Consider the following 17,104-nt stretch of genomic DNA (forward strand, 5'->3'; position numbering starts at 1 on the left):
ATGGTGTCAGGCCGTGACGGATGCCGCGGCATCCGCTCGCAGCTGCTCGACGGCCTTGCGGGCACCGCGCACGGCGATCGCGACGCTCATGAGCGTCGGGTTCATCGCGGTGGCCGTGGGGATGAGGGCGTTGCCGCCGACGACGAGGTTGTCGTAGCCCCAGACGCGCGACCACGGGTCGGCGACCGAGGTGCCGTCGTCGGCGTCGCCCATGCGCATGGTGCCCTGGTAGTGCAGGCTCGAGCCGTTCGGCATGAGCCGCGGCTCGGCGACGAACACGCCGAGCGCGCCGCCCGCCCGCCGCAGCCGCCCGGTCGCGGCCTCGATCTCCTCGAGCTCGCTGGAGGTGAGCTCGTACGTGATCGTCATGTTCGGGAACCCGCGATAGTCGAGCTCGGCGTCGTCGAAGGTGACGGCGTCCTCGTAGCGGGGGAACTTGCGCATGCCGTAGCCCATGTTCACGTAGCCCCAGCGGTTCTTCGCGTGCGGCGCGTCGTCGGGCATCGGGAAGGGCGTGTTCTCGGAGTACATGACCTGCAGCGAGAACGGATGTCCCGGCTCCGAGAACGGGATGCGGTTCACGGCCGCGACGGGGTCGGCCGGGTTCGACGCCCGGCGTGCGAGCTCCTCGTCGAGCTGGTCCTCGGTCGCGAAGCGGCCGATCTTCTCGGCATCGAGGGCCACCGTGGAGATGACGACGGGGTGCTCGGTCAGGTAGTGCCCGAGCGCGGTCGGACGGATGCCCGAGGCCCACAGCAGCTGCGGCGAGCGGAACGCGTCGGCGGCGACCACGACGAGGTCGGCGGGCACGAAGCTGGTCTCCTTCGTGCGCAGGTCCTCGACCGTGACGCCGGTCACGTGGTCGCCGTCGTGCTCGACGCGGCGCACGAGCGTGAGGTCGCGAAGTTCGAACCGCTCGGACAGCGGGTCGCCGGCCTCGATCAGCGGCCCGAGCACGACGTCGGCCCCGGCCCAGCGCATCGAGCCGTCGGGCTGCGGGTCGCCCGCGACGGGCAGCGTGCCGGGGCCGTAGCCCTGGGGCAGCTCGCCCGCGAACTCCTCCTCGAGCAGCGAGCGGATGCCGCCGCCGACCGCCGAGTCGGCGAACGCGGCGCTCTGCGCGTGCAGCAGCTCTTCGGCCGTGGCGATGAGGTCGTCCCACTCGTCGTCGGCGATGAACGCGACCTTCTCGCTGAAGGCCGGCCGCGGGATGGCGCAGGTCCAGTGCGCGCCCTGGCCGCCGACGTTCGTCGCGGCGGCGGCGGCGGGGAAGGTCGGCGCGTGCGCCGAGCCGTCGCCGCCGAAGTCGAACAGGTGCGTGCCCTGCCGTGCCGTGAACATGCCCTCGACGACCGTGCCGCCGGGGATGCCGAGCGACTCGCGGAAGTCCCCCGCCTGCGGGCCCTGCGACCGCTCGCGGGCGCGCGCCTTCTCGGTCGGGTCGGCGATGTTGCGGACGCTCTCGCCGGGGATGTCGGTGAGCTGGGGCCCGGCCTCGAACATGATGACGCGGGCGTCGGGCAGGCCCTCGAGCAGCAGCCGGGCGTAGGCGGAGCCGATGGGCCCGCTGCCGACGACGGCGATCGTGGGGTGGTTCGACATGGGGATCTCCTCTTCCAGGTCGGGCGGGCTCAGGCGGTGAGCGGTTCGGATGCGGGGTCGGTGGTGGGCTCGGTCGGTTCGGCGGCCGGCTCGAGCTCGTCGGACAGCTGCCCGGCCGGCAGCAGCACGGCGGCCACGATGCCGAGGGCGTAGGTGACGGCGAGGGCCAGGAACACTGGGACGAACAGCCCGCCGTAGAGCTGCGCGACCTCCGCCTGCACTGTCGGCGTCGACTGCTGCACCAGCTGCGGGGTGAGCGTCGAGGCATCGAGGCCGGCGGGCAGCGCCGCGGCGACACCCACGCCGATCACGCCGCCGATGACGGCGGTCGCCACGGTGGAGCCGAACTGCCGCACGAGGTTCACGGTCGCCGTGATCGTGCCGGTCTCGCTGCGCGGCACGGCGCCCTGCACGACGGCGACGACGAGACTCATGAACGCCCCGGTGCCGATGCCGACGACGGCCATGACCGCCATCGGCACCCACAGCGGCGTGCCGACCGGCAGCAGCGCCATCGCGAGCAGGCCGACCGCCCCGAGCGCGGTCCCGGCGATCGGGTACACGCGGTAGTGCCCGGTGCGGCTGACGAGCCATCCGGTCGCGAGGTTCGACACGAGCATGCCGAACACCGTCGCGATGGGGACGAGACCCGACACCGTGGCGGTGGTGCGATAGGCCATCTGGAAGTAGGTCGGGAGGTAGGCGGTGACCGAGAACAACCCGACGCCGATGATCGCCGAGAGCGCGACGCCGGCCGCGACCGTGCGATCGGCGAACCACCTGAGCGGCACGATCGGCTCGGGTACGCGCAGCTCGATGGCGAAGAACGCGGCGAAGCCGATGGCGGCGAGCACGAAGGCCACGAGCGCGGCCGTGACGGCAGCGGGATCGCCGATCCACGTGACCGCGAGCACGAGGGCGACGAACGAGAGCGTGAAGACGATGGAGCCGGCGACGTCGAAGCGACGGCGTGCGCCAGGCTCGATGTGCGGGATCGCGAAGGCCGCGAGCGCGAGCGCGGCGAGGCCGAACGGCAGGTTGATCCAGAACACCCATGGCCAGCCCCAGTAGTCGGTGATGGCGCCGCCGAGCACCGGGCCGACGAGGATCGCGATCGGGAACGCGGCGCCGATGATGCTCATGTACTTGGGGCGGTCGCGAGGGGTCGTCACGTGCGCGACGATCGTCTGCGACATGAGGTGCAGGCCGGCGGAGCTCATGCCCTGCGCGACGCGGGCGATGACGAGCTGCGTCATGTCCTGCGCGAAGCCGCAGGCGAGCGACGCGACGAGGAAGACGACGAGCGACGCCAGGAACACGAGGCGCGGACCGACGAGGTCGCCGACCTTGCCGAGCACAGGCAGGAGCACGGTGCTCGCGAGCGTGTAGCCGACGACGACCCAGCCCATCTGCTCGAGCGCACCGAGCTCGCCGGCGACGGTCGCGAGCGAGGTCGCGACGATGGTGTGGTCGAGCGCACCGAGGATGGACACGGTCAGCAGCGACGCGACGAGGAGGCGGAGCCTCAGCGGAGAAAGCGACATTCGTTGATCGCCCGAACGATCGGGCCGTCGACGCGACCGGTTGTGCCCTCCTCCGCAGCGTCACGGTGAGGATCGGATCCGACTGGATCCCGACGTCACGTCGATTCTAGACGATCTTTCGTCTGATTTCAACCAAAGAGCGACGATTCCGGGACGAACGGTGCGATCGTCTCCGCCGCCGCCGCGTCGTGCAGCAGGTCCTCGAGGTCGGGAAGGCGGGTCACTCCCGACGTCACCGCGTCGACGGCCCGACGCAGCGCCGCCCGCTCCCCCTCCTCGAACCGGGTGGGCGCGATCGTACGGCCCGCGGCGGTGCTCGTCACGACCTCCCAGCGCCCCATTCCCTCGTCGATCTCGACCTCGGTCGCGGTCTCGCCGAGGGCGCGGACGCGCAGCAGCTCGCCCCGCGGTTCGGAGGCGGCGAGGATCAGCGACCCGACCACCCGCCCGTCGCCGACGGACCGCAGCATCGCCGCGCCGCCGCGCGAGGTCGCAGCCGTCGACGCGACCGCGAGGCGTTCGTCGCCGAGCGCTCGGATCCAGCCGACCGCGTCACGCACGATCGCGTGCAGCGCGGCGGTGGACCCGCGGGCCTCGGCGACCACGATCCGGGGCGGGACGCCGTCGCGCGCGGCGACCGCCTGCGCGACGAGGTCCTGGCGGAGGCGCGCGCGGTGCACCACGATCGGCACCGTCGTCCGCTCGAGCAGCTCGGTCGCCGGTTCAGCCGGCACCGCGCGAGGCTCGGACACCAGCACGGCGCGGGCACCCGCCTCCACGGCGGTCGCCGCGGCATCCCACCAGCCGGTGACGCCGTCGACGACGACGATCGCGCCGGACGCGGCCTCGACATCGGCGTCGGTCGCGAGCCGCGCTCGCATCGGCAGGCCGGCGACGGCAATCCGGTAGGCGTCGAACCTGGTGACGACGGGAACCGGCCCGGCGCCGCTCATGCCGCCACCCCGCGGCGCACCGCGTCGGCCGCCGCGTCGGCGAGGGCGATCGCGAACCGCGCGTCGTCGAGGATCTCGTGGTACTCCGTCGTCGCCGTCCCGTCGATCAGGGCGGCCAGGGCGCGCCACTCGCGCACGTACCCGTCCTCGGCGTCGCGCCGGTAGGTCGTCTCGCGCACGTCGCCGCCGCGCACGCGCACCACGGCGCTGCCCGCGTGCACGAAGGCGGGCGGGAAGTCGACGTCGACGCGGTCGACCGCGGTCGCGATCGAGAGCCGCCACACCGGGTCGGGGCCGTCGGGCAGCATGAGGGCCGTGAGCAGCACGGGGATGCCGCTCGACCTGAAGCCGACCGTGTACCCGATCGGCGCGAGCGCCGCCGCGAAGTCGACGCCCTCGAGGTCGGGCGCCAGGTCGCGTACCGCGGGCAGGTCGTGCACGGCCAGCCCGACGACCAGCTGGCGTACGACGGATGCCGCGACCTCCGGGTCGGCGAGGTCGGGCGCGCCACGCGCGCCGCCGGCTCCGGTCGCCGCGGGCACGGCGGCGAACTCGGTCACGAGCTCATGGAAGCGGCCGTTCGGCGGCAGCGCGACGGTCGCGGAGATCGAGCGGACCTCCGACTGCAGGGCGACGAGGTGGCGCTTCGCACGGTCCCATGCCTCGTCGTACAGGTGGTTCGTGGCGACGAGCAGCACGACGCCGGCGCGACGACAGGCGTCGACGACCTCCTCGGCCTCGGCCTCGCTGGTCGCGAGCGGCTTCTCGCAGAGGATCGCGCGCTTGCCCGCCGCGATGGCCTCGCGGATCTGCCGGGCGTGCTCGCCGGGCGGGCTGCAGATGGCGACGACGTCGACGGCCGGATCCGCGAGGAGCTCGGCCGTGCCCTGCGAGGCGGTCGCGCCGACCCGGGCGGCGAGCTCGTCGGCACGTCCGCCGCCGTTGTCGGCGACGTGCACGACGCTGAACAGCTCGCGCAGGCGCTCGAGGGTCGGCAGGTGCAGCGCGGCCACTCCCGGACCGGCACCGATCACTCCGACACCCCACGTCATGCGCGCACTCCCGCCCTTCATCGCCGTCGACTTCCGCCTCGACTATACAAAAGTTCCCGACCCGAATGTCCATAGTCGAGTCGAAATCGACGCTGAGTGACGTGGGTTGTGTCAGAATCTTGTGCATGACACGCGAGTCAACCCTTCGTTTCGGGGCACAGACCGATGAGGTCACGAGCCTGCTTCGCATCGTGAACCTCGTCCGCACCGGCGAGGCCACCACCCGCCCCGAGATCGGGCGCGTGACCGGCCTCGGCCGAGGCGTGGTCACGCAGCGCGTCGACCAGGCGATCGACATGGGCTTCCTCGCCGACGGCGAGTTCGGACCCTCGTCGGGCGGCCGAGCTCCCCGCACGCTCCGGTTCCGTTCCGAGCAGGGCCGCATCGTGGTGTGCGCGCTCGGCGCGTTGCACATCCGCGTGGGCATCGCCTCGCTCGACGGCGACATCATCGACCACAGCCACGAGCAGTGGGACATCGCGAAGGGCCCCGCCGAGACCATCGAGCAGGCGCTCGAGATGCTCGACGGCATCCTCGCCCGTCACCCCGACGTGCCGGTGTGGGGCGTCGCGGTCGGCATCCCCGGGCCTGTCGACTTCGAGAGCGGCCGCCCGGTCGCACCGCCGATCATGCCCGGCTGGAACGGCTTCGACGTGCGCCGCCGATTCGAGCAGCGCTTCGACGCGCCGACCTGGGTCGACAACGACGTCAACCTCCTCGTCTTCAGCGAGCGCGCGCGCCGCGACGAGGACACGCTCGACCTCATCTTCTGCAAGGTGGGCAGCGGCATCGGCGCGGGCCTGCTCTCGCGGGGGCGCATCCACCGCGGTGCGAACGGCGCGGCGGGCGACATCGGGCACGTCCGGGTGCGCGACTCCGACGCCCAGTGCCGCTGCGGCAAGATCGGATGCCTCGAGGCCGAGGCCGGCGGCTGGGCGCTCGTGCGCGACGCCGAGCTCGCGGTCGCCGAGGGCGGCGGCGGCGCGCTCGCACGCCTCGTCGACGGCGGGGCGCCGATCACGCCCGAGGCCATCGCCGTGTCGGCCATGGACGGCGACGCCCTGGCGATCTCGCTCATCCAGCGCTCAGCGCGACTCGTGGGCGAGTCGATCGCGGCGCTCGTCAACATGTTCAACCCCGGCGTGATCGTGGTCGGCGGCGCCGTCTCGTCGGCCGGCGAGGTGTTCCTCGCCGAGATCCGCCAGCGCGTCTACGAGCTCTCGCTCCCCCTCGCGACGCGCGACCTCCAGATCGTGCGATCGCTCGGCGACGAGAAGGAGCCGCTGCGCGGCGGCGCGGAGATGGTGCGCGAGCAGCTGTTCGACGCGACGTTCCCGCGCTGGTTCGCCGACGGCCGGCCGACGATCACCGAGGTCATGGCGGCATCCTGACCGGCTTCTTCCTTTTCAGACATAAGGGTGTACCTTTTCGTCTCAAGTGAGCCCACGCTCGCCGAGACACGAAGGAGTGCCATGCCCGAGTCGAAGATCCGGACGCTCATCATCACGGGGATGACGGACGTCCACCACGATTTGGCGGGCGACCACGCCGGCCCTCACGCAGCTGCTCGAAGGCACCGGCCGCTTCGACGTGCGCGTCACCGAGGAGTTCCGCGGCGCGTCCGCCGCCACGCTCGAGCCGTACGACCTCGTCATCGTGAACTACTACGGGCGCCAGGACCCGTGGCGCGACGTGCCCGAGGAGCGCTTCGGCCCCGAGGCCGAGCAGGCGCTCTTCGATTTCGTGGCGAGCGGCAAGGGCTTCATCGCCTACCACCCCACGCTCGCGGGCGGCGTCGGCTGGGACCCCGAGTACGAGCGCCTCCTCGGCGGCGTCATGCGCGAGACCACCTCGCGCCGCGCGCCGAACAACGACTTCCTGCTGCACACGGCGGAGGACCACCCGATCACGGCGGGCTGGCCGGCCGAGTTCCCGCACTACGGCGACGACCTCTACGTCGGCCTCGAGTGGCCCGAGGGCGTCCGGAAGACCGTCCTCCTCACCGGCTGGGACAACCCCCTGCGCTACACACAGGTGCCGTCGCAGTGGCGCGCCCTTCCCGGCATGGGCGAGGAGCATCCGGTCGCCTGGACCGTCGAGTACGGCGCCGGCCGTGCCGTGTCGATCGGCATCGGCCACAACGTCGCGGCCATCGGCCACCCGGCCTTCCGCGCCCTGTTCCCGCGCAGCGCCGAGTGGGCGGCGACCGGCCGGGTGACGATCCCCACCCCAGACGACCTCGGCGAGGCGGTCGAGGGTGGCGACTGGTGGCCGACGACGCTCGAGCCGATGGTGCGCACCATGTTCGACGAGTGGGTGGCCGCCGGCGAGCCCGCGGCGCAGAAGTAGGCGATCGTGAGCCTCTCCGCGCTGCGCGACGACGCGCTCACCCGCACGCCCGACGGCTTCGCACTGCGCGTGGGCCTGCCGTGGATCCGTTCGCTGCCGCTCGCGAGCCTGTCGGACCTCGAGGTCGCCGTCGACGGTGCGCCTGTCCGCGGCATCCGACTGCGCGTCGGCGAGCGGCTCGTGACCGACACGGCCGACGTCACGGGCTGGTGGTACGTGCAGGACCGCCTCGTCGTCGAGGGCGACCGCCCGCTCGACGAGGGGCCGCACTACGTCGCGGTGTCGTTCCGGCTCGCCGTGCCGTACCTGCAGGCGGGCCCCGACGGGCCGCTCGAGCTGCCCTTCCGCACCGAGCGCACGCTGACCGCGGATGCCGCGGCCGGAGCCTTCGCCGGACGGGACGTCGCATGAGCGCTGGCACGTCGACCACGCACCGGGCCGGCACCCCGGAGACCACCATGCCCCGGCTGCCCGACACCTGGACGCTGACGGCGAGCGCATTCAACTGGACGCCCGACGTCGTGCGCGCCGAGCATCCGGCCACCGACATCGCGGTGGGCATCGTGCGCGGAGGCGTCGCGCCGGTCATCGAGCTCGAGGCCGGCCAGGCCTGGCGCTCGTTCCCCGATCCCGACGACGGCGAGGTCGATGCGCTCCGGCGCGACCTCGAGGCGGCGGGCGGCCGGGTGAGCATCGTGGGGGCGAGCATCGACGACTGGGCGCTGCCCGAGCGTCGGCGTCGCGACGACGACGAGCGGTTCGCGTTCCTCGTGCCGCAGCTGCGCGCCGCGAGCCGGCTCGGTGCGACCGGCGTTCGGCTGCCGATCGGCCAGGCGGGCCCGGCGCTGCTGCCGCGACTCCTGCCCGTGCTGCACGAGCTCGACCTCGTGCTGTTCGAGGAGGCTCAGGGCCGGCAGACGCCGTCGGATCCCGGCACCGCCGCGGCGTTCGAGGCGATCGCCGTGATCGACGACCCGCACGTGCGCGTGCTCATCGACCTCAGCATGCTCATGCCCGCGCTGCCCGTGACCTACGTCGAGGCGCTCGCCGCCGCAGGCGTCTCGCCGACGCTGCTCGAGCGGATCGCCGCGGAGTGGCGCGATCCGGCCACCGCCGAGGTCGTGGTCGCCGCGCTCCGCGCCGGCGAGGTGCCGCACCAGGCGCACACGCTGTACATGGACATGCTCGTGCGGTTCGGCCGTTCGGACGCCGCAGTGCTGCACGACGTGCTGCCGCTCGTCTCCGGATTCCACCTCAAGTTCTGGGACCTCGAGGACGCCGACGGCCGGGTCTCCGCGCCCATCCGCGACCTCGGCGAGCTCCTGGCGGGCGGCGCCTTCGCCGGCACGCTCGCGAGCGAGTGGGGCGGCCACGAGTGGCTCGATGACGACCCCGGGGAGATGACGCGCCGGCACCTCGCCCTCGCCCGCGAGGCGCTGGCCGAGGGGCTGGCGCGCGCGTGAGGCGGATCCCGATCTCGACGCTCGCGCGCGTGATCGTCGACAACGACTTCGCCGGCGACCCCGACGGACTCGTGGCGCTCGCGCACCAGCTGCTGACCGAATCGACCGACGTGCGCGTCGTGTGCGGCACGTCGCTCGAGCCGCCGCACGGCCTGCCCGGGGGCGGACGCGGCGCCGCGCGAGCGGTCGCCGAGGAGCTCATCGATCGCCTCGCTCCCGTGCGACGGCCGCTCGTGACCGAGGACACGAGCGATCGCTTCGCGGACCTCGCCGAGCTGCCGGCCGGTGCGGCGGCGATCGTCGAGGAGGCGAACCGGGCGAGCGACCTGCCGCTCTTCGTCACGTGCGGCGGCCCGCTCACCAACGTCGCCGCCGCGCTGCGCGCCGACCCCTCGATCGCCGAGCGGATGACGGTCGCGTGGATCGGCGGCGGCGACCATCCGGCCGGCGGCTGGGAGTACAACCTCGCCCTCGACCCCGAGGCCGCGCAGTTCGTGTTCAACGCGTCGAGGGTGCCTGTCATCCAGTTCCCGGTCGGCGCCTACCGGCAGTGCGCGTTCTCGGTGGCGGAGCTCGAGCTCGTGCTCGCCGACGCGGGCGAGTTCGGGAGCTGGTTGTACGACCACTTCACGACGCCGCCTGAGATGATCCGCATCGGCGACTCGTGGCCGATGGGCGACAGCCCGGTCATCCTGGCCACGGCGCTCGGGGTCGAGTCGTCGCGCTGGCGCTCCGTCCCGATGCCGTGGATCGCCGACGACCTGTCGTACGAGGACCATCCCGACCCGCGCGACCTCGTCGTCTGCGAGCTCGTCGACACGCGCCTCCTGCTGGGCGACTTCGCCGCGCGGCTGCGACTGCACACACGCATTCCCTGAGAGTGCGAGGCTGCTGGCATGCCCTCGTCGCAGTCGCTGAGTGAATCGGATCGCCGTGAGGTCGCCGCGTGGGCGGCCGACTGCGCGGAGCGGGTCCTGGTCGTGTTCGAGACGGAGGCGCCGGAGGATGGCCGACCCCGTGATGCGATCGCTCGAGCTCGGGGGTTCGCTCGCGGCGAGCTCGACACGGCCGGTGAGATACGCCGCCGGTTCGTCGCCGGTCGGGCTGCGCGAGCCGTGAGCTCTCCGGCGGCGGTGGCTGCCGCTCGGGCCGCTGCCCAGGCAGCCGGCGTCGCGCACATGGGCGCGCATGCACTCGGCGCAGCCGCCTACGCCGCGAACGCGGCCGGGCTCGCCGCCCCGGATCGGCCCGAGGCGCTCGAGGACGAGATCGCCTGGCAGCTCAGGCACATGACCGACCGTACGAGGTCGGCCCTTCGGCAGCTGCCTCCCGTCGGTGAGGACCCCGCGGGCCCGCTCGGCGCCGGACTGCTCGCGTCGGGCGTCCTCGGATCGATCATCCGGGAGATGCAAGCCGCACTGGGTGATGCGTCCCCGCAGGAGGGCGCTGGGTAGCCACCACCTCCGCGCCTCGGATGCCTATTCCGATGCGAGGCCGGCCCGCCACCGCTCCTGTTCGCGGAGGAAGAGCACGGCGAAGACGCTCCACAGCCCGATGTCGTCGGCCAGCCCCAACGGGCCGAGCACGAGTTCAGGAATCAGGTCGATCGGCGCGAACGTGTAGACGACGGCGGCGATCGCGGCGGCCCAGGTCGTCGGCGCGACGCGGTGCTCCTTGCGCTTGATCGCCTTGAGGAATCCCCACATGCATCAAGTGTGCGGTACGTCGGAGAGGTCTCGATCGCGCATCACTCACCGCGATGACGCTAGGGTCGGGATCGATCCCGCTGATAGACTGGCATCCCAGCCCTCATCGAAGGAACACAACGGCGTGTCCGACAAGTCCTCGCTCTCCCGGCTCGACCTCAACCTGCTCGTGTCGCTCGACGCGCTCCTCACCGAACGCAGCGTGACGCGCGCGGCCGAGCGGCTGCACCTCAGCCAGCCCGCGCTCAGCGCGTCGCTCGCACGGCTGCGCACGCACTTCAACGACCCGATCCTCGCGCGCACCGGCAACACCTACGAGCTCACCCCGCTCGCCTCCCGGCTCTCCGAGCACACGGCCGCTGCGCTGGATGCCGCGCAGCGCGTGTTCGACAGCCAGGCCGAGTGGGACCCGAGCCAGTCGACCCGCGAGTTCGCGATCTACGGCTCCGACTACAGCTTCGCCACGACCGGACGACGCATCGCCTCCCTTGCCGCCGAGCGCGCACCGGGCGTGCGGTTCCGCTTCATGATGCACAACCCGCAGATCGTCGACGAGGCCGTCAACCGGCTGCGCGGCGCCGACGCGCTCCTCATGCCGCACGGCTTCCTCACCGACCTGCCATTCACCGACCTGTGGAACGACACCTGGGTGGTCATCGCCTCCGACGACAACGAGGCGGTCGCCGACGGCGTGACGCTCGAGCACGTCGGGCGGCTGCCCTGGGTGTTCACGTACCTTTCGCGCTCGGCGTTCACGTCGGCGACGCGGCAGATCCAGCAGCTCGGCATCGAGCCGCGTGTCGAGGCCGTCGTCGAGAGCTTCCTCGCGATGCCCCTGTTCATCGCCGGCACCGACCGCCTCGGACTCCTCCAGGCGGGCCTCGCCGACTACGCCCGCAACGTGGGCGGCATCCGGGTGCTCGAACCGCCCTTCGACGCGACGCCGATCCACAACGCGATGTGGTGGCACCCGGTGCACCGTCGCGACCCCGAGCACGAGTGGCTCCGCACGCTCGCCGTCGAGGCGGCGAGCGGGATCGAGCCTGCGGCGGCCTGAGGGCTCGCCGCTAGGCGACGACAGCCGCGGGCCGGTTCCGCGGCCGGGGCCGCGCGCGCGAGATCTCGGGAGCGGGCGCTGCCGCCCCGACCACGTTGCGGATCTCGCCGATGCCCTCGACGCGCATGACGACCTCGTCGCCCGCGCGCAGCGGCCGCGGCGACAGCTCGCCCCGTCGGCCCCAGAGCTCGCCGAGGCATCCGCCGTTGCCGGCCGTGCCCGAGCCGAGCACGTCGCCCGGCACCACCACGGAGTCGCGCGACGCGTAGGCCACGAGCTCGGCGAACGGCCAGCCCATGTTCGAGAGCAGGTCGACGCCGATGCGCTCCCCGTTGACGAGCACCTCCATGCCGATGGGCAGGAAGCCCTCGTCGTCGTGCCGCCCGGCGAACTCGTCGGCGGTCACGATCCAGGGGCCGAGCGTCGACGCGAAGTCCTTGCCCTTGCACGGGCCGAGCCGCACCTTCATCTCGCGCGCCTGGATGTCGCGCGCCGACCAGTCGTTGAAGATCGCGTAGCCGAACACGTGGTCGCCCGCCTCCTCGGGCGAGAGGTCGCGGCCCTCGCGCCCGTCGACGGCGCCGATCACGACGGCGACCTCGAGCTCGAAGTCGAGGCGCTCGGTCGCGGGCGGACGCACGGTCGCGCCGCTGCCCACGAGCGTGTGCGGGTTCGTGAAGTAGAACGTGGGCGCGTCGTACCACTCGGCGTCGACCACCGCTCCCCCGCCGACGGACTTCACGACGCCCTCGACGTGCTCCTCGAACGCCACGAAGTCGCGCACGCTCGCGGGCTCGACGGGCGGCAGCAACTCGACGTCGGCGAGCACCGGCGCACGGTCGAGCGCTCCGGATGCCGCGGCCGCGTCGATCGCGGCCTGCCCGCGCTCGAGCGCCGCGGGCAGCCCGGCCCGCGTGAGGTCGCGCACGGTCGTGCCGTCGTCGAACGCGACGAGCCGGTCGACGCCCTCCACGGAGGCCACGACGCCCTCGCGGACGGATCCGGCGGACCCGTGCTCCCCCGCCGCACGCCACCGCGCGAACCTCATGCGCGGCTCCCGACGGGCAGCCGCAGCGCCGCGAGCTCCGCGGCGTTCGCGCCGAGGATCGCCGCCTCGGCGTCCGCGTCGAGCCCGGCCTCGCGCACGCGCTCCACGGGGTCGTCGACGCCCATGTCGAACGGGTAGTCCGTGCCGAGCAGCACCCGGTCCGCGCCGGCGGCGTCCACGAGGGCGCGCAGCGCGCCGGGTGCGTGCACGAGCGAGTCGAACCGCAGGCGCCGCAGGTACGACGACGGGAGCTCGCGGCATCCGTGCGCCTCGGGGCGAACGTGCCACGCGTGGTCGCTGCGGCCGAGGAAGGTCGGCAGGTAGCCTCCGCCGTGCGCGGCCACGAGCGTGAGGTCGGGGTGCCGGTCGAGCACGCCCGAGAAGACCAGGTGCGAGAGCGCGACCGCGTTCTCGACGGGCTGCCCGACCGTGTTCGAGAGGTAGTACCGGTCGAGCCGTTCGTCGAGGCTGCAGCCGAAGGGGTGCAGGAACACGACCGCGTCGAGCTCGACGGCGCGAGCCCAGAACGGCTCCAGCCGCTCGTCCGAGAGTTCGACGTCGCCGGCGAACGACGAGAGCTCGACGCCCGCGAGTCCGTGGCCGACGACGGCGTCCTCGAGCGCGTCCACGACGAGCTGCGGATGCTGCAGCGGCACGAGCCCCAGGCCGCGCAGGCGCTCGGGCGCTCCCGCGACGTGCTCGGCGATGGCGCGGTTGGCCTCTCGCGCCGCCCACGCGGCGAGCTCCTCGCCCGCCCACGGGTAGTAGTGGCTCGGCGACGGCGACACGACCTGCACGTCGACACCCTGCCGGTCCATCTCGGCGAGCCGCGCGTCGAGCGAGGTGAGCAGCGGGATGCGCTCCTGGATCATGCGCCCCGACGCGGCGAGGCTCTCGGGGCCGTTGCGGCGCGCTTCGAGCGCCTGCGCAGCGGCGAACCCTTCGGGATCGCGACCGGCGACGGCCTGCTGCAGCGCGGGCAGGAGCAGGTGCGCGTGCACGTCGACGACGGCCGTCTCGCGCTGGAACGACGCTGCGGCGCTCATGCGGGCTCGCTCACGAGGATCGCGATGCGTCGCATCAGGCCGGGCACGTCGGCGTCCTGCACGTGGTCGATCTGCCACTGGCCGAGCTGCACGGATGCCTCGACGACCTCGGTCGCGCGCGGCAGTCGCCGTGCGTGGAACTCGTCCCACAGCGCCTGGTCGACGGCGTCGCGCTCGAGCAGCAGCTCGGAGAGCACGAGGGCGTCTTCCGCGGCCTGCGCCGCACCCTGCGCGATCGTGGGCGGGCAGCTGTGCGCCGCCTCGCCGATGATGACCGCCCGGCCGCGGTTCCACGCGTCGGGCACGACGTGCTGCGTGAACCACGTGTAGTTCACGCGCGACGCCGCATCGAGGGATTCGCGGATCTCGTTCCACGGCCCGCCATAGGCCTGCGACAGCTCCTTCATGACCTGCACGCCCTCTTCGGGCGAGTTCAGATGCCGGTCCTGGGCGGGCTCGACGAGGAAGGCGTACATCATCTCGTCGCTGGTCGGGGTGTACCCGGCGATGTAGACGGGGCCGCCGTAGTAGAGGTCGGTCTGCGTGACGTCCTCCGGGCGCGGCACGAACGCGCGCCAGATGCCCATGCCCGTGCGCTCGGGCTCGACGTCGATGCCGAGCTGCCGGCGGATGTCGGAGTTCAGGCCGTCGGCGCCGATGAGCAGGTCGTACCGGCCGGTCGAGCCGTCCGAGATCGTCACGTCGACGCCGTCGTCGTCCTGCGTGAAGCTCGTCACGGTGGTGCCGTAGTGGATGCGGGCGCCGAGCTCGGTCGCGCGATCGGCGAGGATGCGGGCGAGGTCGGGGCGGTACATGCCCGCGACCGCCGGGTACTCGGGGCCGCCCGTGCGCGCATCGGGGATCTGCGCGATGAACGGCGCGTCGGGGCCGGGGGCCCGCAGGCCGGTCTGGTCGAAGGAGTAGCCCGCCTCCTGCACCCGATCCCAGACGCCGAGCCGGTCGAACACGCGCAGGGCGTTGCCCTGCAGCGTGATGCCGGAGCCGAGGGCCGACAGGTCGGGCTTGCGCTCGAAGACGTCGACCTCGACGCCGCCCTCGGCGAGCAGGATGGCGGCGGCGGTGCCGGCGACGCCGGAACCGACGATCGCGACGCGTGAGACTGCGGACATCAGGGGATCCTCCGTTGGATTCGTGCCAGTGGTTCGGGAACTACTTCAAGGCGATGGGGTTGACGGGCGAGCCGACGGCCCCGGTGATCGGCAGCGGCGGCGCCACGAGCAGGAACTCGTAGCATCCGTCGGTCGCGCAGTCGGCGGCGAGCGCCTCGAGGTCCCACATCTCGCCGATCGTGAGGCCGAGGTTCGGGATCACGACCTGGTGCAGCGGCTGGAACGCGTCGTCGAACTCGTTGGGCCGCACCTCGAAGCCCCAGGTGTCGGTCGCGATCGCGGCGATCTCGGTGCGGTGCAGCCAGCCGGCGGTCGTGAAGCTCAGCCCCGCGCTGGGGCCGCCGGCGTAGCCGTTCCAGCCCTCGCGCAGCGCTCGGGCGTAGCGGCCGGTGCGCACGAGCACGAGATCGCCGCGGCCGACGGCGCTCGTCGCGCCCTGGGCGGCGATGCACGCCTCGAGGTCGGCGGTCGTGATGGCGTAGCCGTCGGGCAGCTCGCCGGCGGGGCCGTCCTCGCTCGCCTCGGGCCGCAGGTACCGACCGACGTCGAGCAGCACGCCGCGTCCGGTGATGGCGGATGCCGCGTGCTCGATTCCCGTGACGAGGTCGCCGTCGCTCGTCACGACGGATCCGGCCGGGCGGCCGTTCCAGGCGACGCCGTGGTCGAAGATGTGGCCGAGCCCGTCCCACTGCGTCGAGCACTGCAGTGGCATCGCGATGACGTCGTCGGCCCCGCCGAGGCCGTGCGGGAAGCCCTGGGCGCCGGCCGCGGCATCCGTGCCCGTGTCGAGCATGGTGTGCACCGGGTTGGTGCGGCGGCGCCAGCCCTGCTGCGGACCGTTCATGTCGAACGGCTGCGCGAGGGAGAAGCTCGCGCCGCGCCGCACGAGGCCGGCGGCGTGCGCGCGCTCGGCGTCTGAGATGAAGTTCAGGGTGCCGAGCGCGTCGTCGTCGCCCCAGCGGCCCCAGTTGCGGTATGCCTCGGCCGCCTCGGCGATGTGCCGCGCGGGGTCGGTGCGGTCGAGTGCGCGCGGGTCCTCGGTGGGGGTCTTCACGAGGTGGTCCCTTCGACGGGCTCAGGGACCGGTGTCCCCGAGCGCGCCTCGGTCCCTGAGCCCGTCGAAGGGACAGTCACGCGCTCCGCCACCGCGCGCACCGTCTGCGCGCCGAGCCCCTGGATCGCGCCGACCATGACGTCGCCGTCGCGCAGCATCCGGCCGTGCACGATGCCGTTGCCGGCGGGGCTGCCGGTGAGCAGCAGGTCGCCGGGCAGCAACGGCATGTTCTGCGAGGCCCCCGCGATGAGCGCGGGGAGATCGAAGAGCAGGTCGGAGGTCGTCGCGTCCTGCATGGTGTCGCCGTTGAGCGTGAGTTCGAGGTGCAGGTCGCCCGGCTCGGCGACGAACGGCGCGGGCACGAGGAACGGGCCCGTCGGTAGGAAGCCCGGCGCGTTCTTGCCGCGGTACCAGTCCGTGCCGATCTCCTTCATGTCCTCACGGAAGACGAGGTCGCGCGTCGTGACGTCGTTGACGATCGTGTAGCCGGCGACGTGGTCCATGGCGTGCTCGCGGTCGACGCGGTACGCCTCCCGGCCGATGACGACGGCGAGCTCGAGCTCCCAGTCGTGCTGGTCGCTGTACGACGGCAGCACCAGGTCGACGTCGTCGCCGACGACTGCGGCCGGGAGGCCGATGAAGAAGTACGGGATGCCCTCGCGAGCGCGGGTGTCCATCATGTCGGCGGCCCAGGCGCGCAGCTCCTCGATGGGCCGCGGGTCGTTCTTGGCGCGGCCGGCGGCGACGAGGTCGATGACGTGGGTGCGGTAGTTCGCGCCGGTCTGCAGCACCTGCCGCGGGGTGACCGGCGCGGTGAGCGTCACGTCGGCGAGCGACTGCCACGAGGCATCCGCCTGGTCGGCGACGGCACGGAGTCGCTCCCAGGAGGCGGGCGCCTCGGCGAGGAACGCGTTGAGGTCGGGCGCACCCAGCTCGTCGGGCCCGATCGCGCGCACCCGGTCGCCCGCGACGAGGCCGAGCGCGGGCTCGGCGTCGCCCGCGCGGAAGCGGACCAGGGCGAAGGGGGCGGTGAGGCCGTCGGACGACGATGTCACGGGTGGATCTCCATTCACGCACGCGTCGGTGCCGTGCGTGTCATC

General features: G+C 72.8%; 17 protein-coding genes. 7 read left to right on the plus strand and 10 right to left on the minus strand.

The window, feature by feature from the left end:
• Positions 1 to 6: 6 nt before the first annotated feature.
• From ACFVN5_RS11780 to ACFVN5_RS11795, 4 genes are all read right to left on the minus strand, one after another.
• Positions 7 to 1,602 (minus strand): GMC oxidoreductase, encoded by a 1,596-nt coding sequence (locus tag ACFVN5_RS11780; RefSeq protein WP_376955329.1) that lies wholly within the window; start codon positions 1,600 to 1,602, stop codon positions 7 to 9.
• Between the two features lie 29 nt (positions 1,603 to 1,631).
• Positions 1,632 to 3,146: an MDR family MFS transporter gene (locus ACFVN5_RS11785; RefSeq protein ID WP_376955331.1), complete on the minus strand. Its 1,515-nt coding sequence runs from the start codon at positions 3,144 to 3,146 to the stop codon at positions 1,632 to 1,634.
• 128 nt (positions 3,147 to 3,274) lie between these two features.
• Positions 3,275 to 4,099: a hypothetical protein gene (locus ACFVN5_RS11790; RefSeq protein ID WP_376955332.1), complete on the minus strand. Its 825-nt coding sequence runs from the start codon at positions 4,097 to 4,099 to the stop codon at positions 3,275 to 3,277.
• Positions 4,096 to 5,151 carry a Gfo/Idh/MocA family protein gene (locus ACFVN5_RS11795; RefSeq protein ID WP_376955333.1) on the minus strand — a complete coding sequence of 352 codons (1,056 nt, stop codon included), beginning with the start codon at positions 5,149 to 5,151 and terminating at the stop codon, positions 4,096 to 4,098. Before ACFVN5_RS11795 ends, ACFVN5_RS11790 begins: the two co-directional genes overlap by 4 nt.
• A gap of 125 nt (positions 5,152 to 5,276) precedes the next feature.
• Here ACFVN5_RS11795 and ACFVN5_RS11800 point away from each other — a divergent pair, with 125 nt between their 5' ends.
• From ACFVN5_RS11800 to ACFVN5_RS11825, 6 genes are all read left to right on the plus strand, one after another.
• On the plus strand, positions 5,277 to 6,542 hold the full coding sequence (locus ACFVN5_RS11800) for an ROK family protein (RefSeq protein ID WP_376955335.1): 1,266 nt from the start codon (positions 5,277 to 5,279) through the stop codon (positions 6,540 to 6,542).
• Positions 6,543 to 6,681: 139 nt separating this feature from the next.
• Entirely contained in the window at positions 6,682 to 7,500 is an 819-nt protein-coding gene (locus ACFVN5_RS11805) for a ThuA domain-containing protein (RefSeq protein WP_376955644.1), read from the plus strand.
• A gap of 6 nt (positions 7,501 to 7,506) precedes the next feature.
• Positions 7,507 to 7,911, plus strand: coding sequence for a hypothetical protein (locus ACFVN5_RS11810; protein WP_376955336.1), 405 nt, complete (start codon positions 7,507 to 7,509; stop codon positions 7,909 to 7,911).
• Positions 7,908 to 8,963: a restriction endonuclease subunit R gene (locus ACFVN5_RS11815; protein WP_376955337.1), complete on the plus strand. Its 1,056-nt coding sequence runs from the start codon at positions 7,908 to 7,910 to the stop codon at positions 8,961 to 8,963. Before ACFVN5_RS11810 ends, ACFVN5_RS11815 begins: the two co-directional genes overlap by 4 nt.
• Positions 8,960 to 9,841 (plus strand): nucleoside hydrolase, encoded by an 882-nt coding sequence (locus tag ACFVN5_RS11820; RefSeq protein WP_376955338.1) that lies wholly within the window; start codon positions 8,960 to 8,962, stop codon positions 9,839 to 9,841. Before ACFVN5_RS11815 ends, ACFVN5_RS11820 begins: the two co-directional genes overlap by 4 nt.
• Before the next feature lie 18 nt (positions 9,842 to 9,859).
• The gene (locus ACFVN5_RS11825; RefSeq protein WP_376955340.1) at positions 9,860 to 10,417 is read left to right on the plus strand and encodes a putative immunity protein; all 558 of its coding nucleotides are present in this window, start codon (positions 9,860 to 9,862) and stop codon (positions 10,415 to 10,417) included.
• A gap of 24 nt (positions 10,418 to 10,441) precedes the next feature.
• Here ACFVN5_RS11825 and ACFVN5_RS11830 read toward each other — a convergent pair whose 3' ends face one another.
• Complete coding sequence (locus ACFVN5_RS11830) at positions 10,442 to 10,669, minus strand: YkvA family protein (RefSeq protein WP_376955342.1); 228 nt, start codon at positions 10,667 to 10,669, stop codon at positions 10,442 to 10,444.
• Between the two features lie 124 nt (positions 10,670 to 10,793).
• Between ACFVN5_RS11830 and ACFVN5_RS11835 the strand changes: the two genes are divergently transcribed.
• Positions 10,794 to 11,726 carry a LysR family transcriptional regulator gene (locus ACFVN5_RS11835; RefSeq protein WP_376955343.1) on the plus strand — a complete coding sequence of 311 codons (933 nt, stop codon included), beginning with the start codon at positions 10,794 to 10,796 and terminating at the stop codon, positions 11,724 to 11,726.
• Between the two features lie 10 nt (positions 11,727 to 11,736).
• On the opposite strand, the gene ACFVN5_RS11840 is transcribed toward ACFVN5_RS11835, so the two are convergent.
• From ACFVN5_RS11840 to ACFVN5_RS11860, 5 genes are read right to left on the minus strand one after another with little or no spacing between them, the layout of a single operon-like run.
• The gene (locus tag ACFVN5_RS11840; protein WP_376955344.1) at positions 11,737 to 12,774 is read right to left on the minus strand and encodes a fumarylacetoacetate hydrolase family protein; all 1,038 of its coding nucleotides are present in this window, start codon (positions 12,772 to 12,774) and stop codon (positions 11,737 to 11,739) included.
• Complete coding sequence (locus tag ACFVN5_RS11845; protein WP_376955345.1) at positions 12,771 to 13,820, minus strand: amidohydrolase family protein; 1,050 nt, start codon at positions 13,818 to 13,820, stop codon at positions 12,771 to 12,773. Before ACFVN5_RS11845 ends, ACFVN5_RS11840 begins: the two co-directional genes overlap by 4 nt.
• Positions 13,817 to 14,950, minus strand: a complete 1,134-nt coding sequence (locus ACFVN5_RS11850) for an FAD-dependent oxidoreductase (RefSeq protein ID WP_376955346.1) — start codon at positions 14,948 to 14,950, stop codon at positions 13,817 to 13,819. The genes ACFVN5_RS11845 and ACFVN5_RS11850 overlap by 4 nt, the downstream gene beginning before the upstream one ends.
• Before the next feature lie 40 nt (positions 14,951 to 14,990).
• Positions 14,991 to 16,004, minus strand: a complete 1,014-nt coding sequence (locus ACFVN5_RS11855; RefSeq protein ID WP_376955348.1) for a cyclase family protein — start codon at positions 16,002 to 16,004, stop codon at positions 14,991 to 14,993.
• Positions 16,001 to 17,059, minus strand: coding sequence for a fumarylacetoacetate hydrolase family protein (locus tag ACFVN5_RS11860; protein ID WP_376955349.1), 1,059 nt, complete (start codon positions 17,057 to 17,059; stop codon positions 16,001 to 16,003). Before ACFVN5_RS11860 ends, ACFVN5_RS11855 begins: the two co-directional genes overlap by 4 nt.
• Between the last annotated feature and the right edge of the window lie 45 nt (positions 17,060 to 17,104).

The sequence above is a fragment of the Agromyces sp. NPDC057865 genome, from assembly GCF_042796995.1.
Lineage (GTDB): Bacteria > Actinomycetota > Actinomycetes > Actinomycetales > Microbacteriaceae > Agromyces.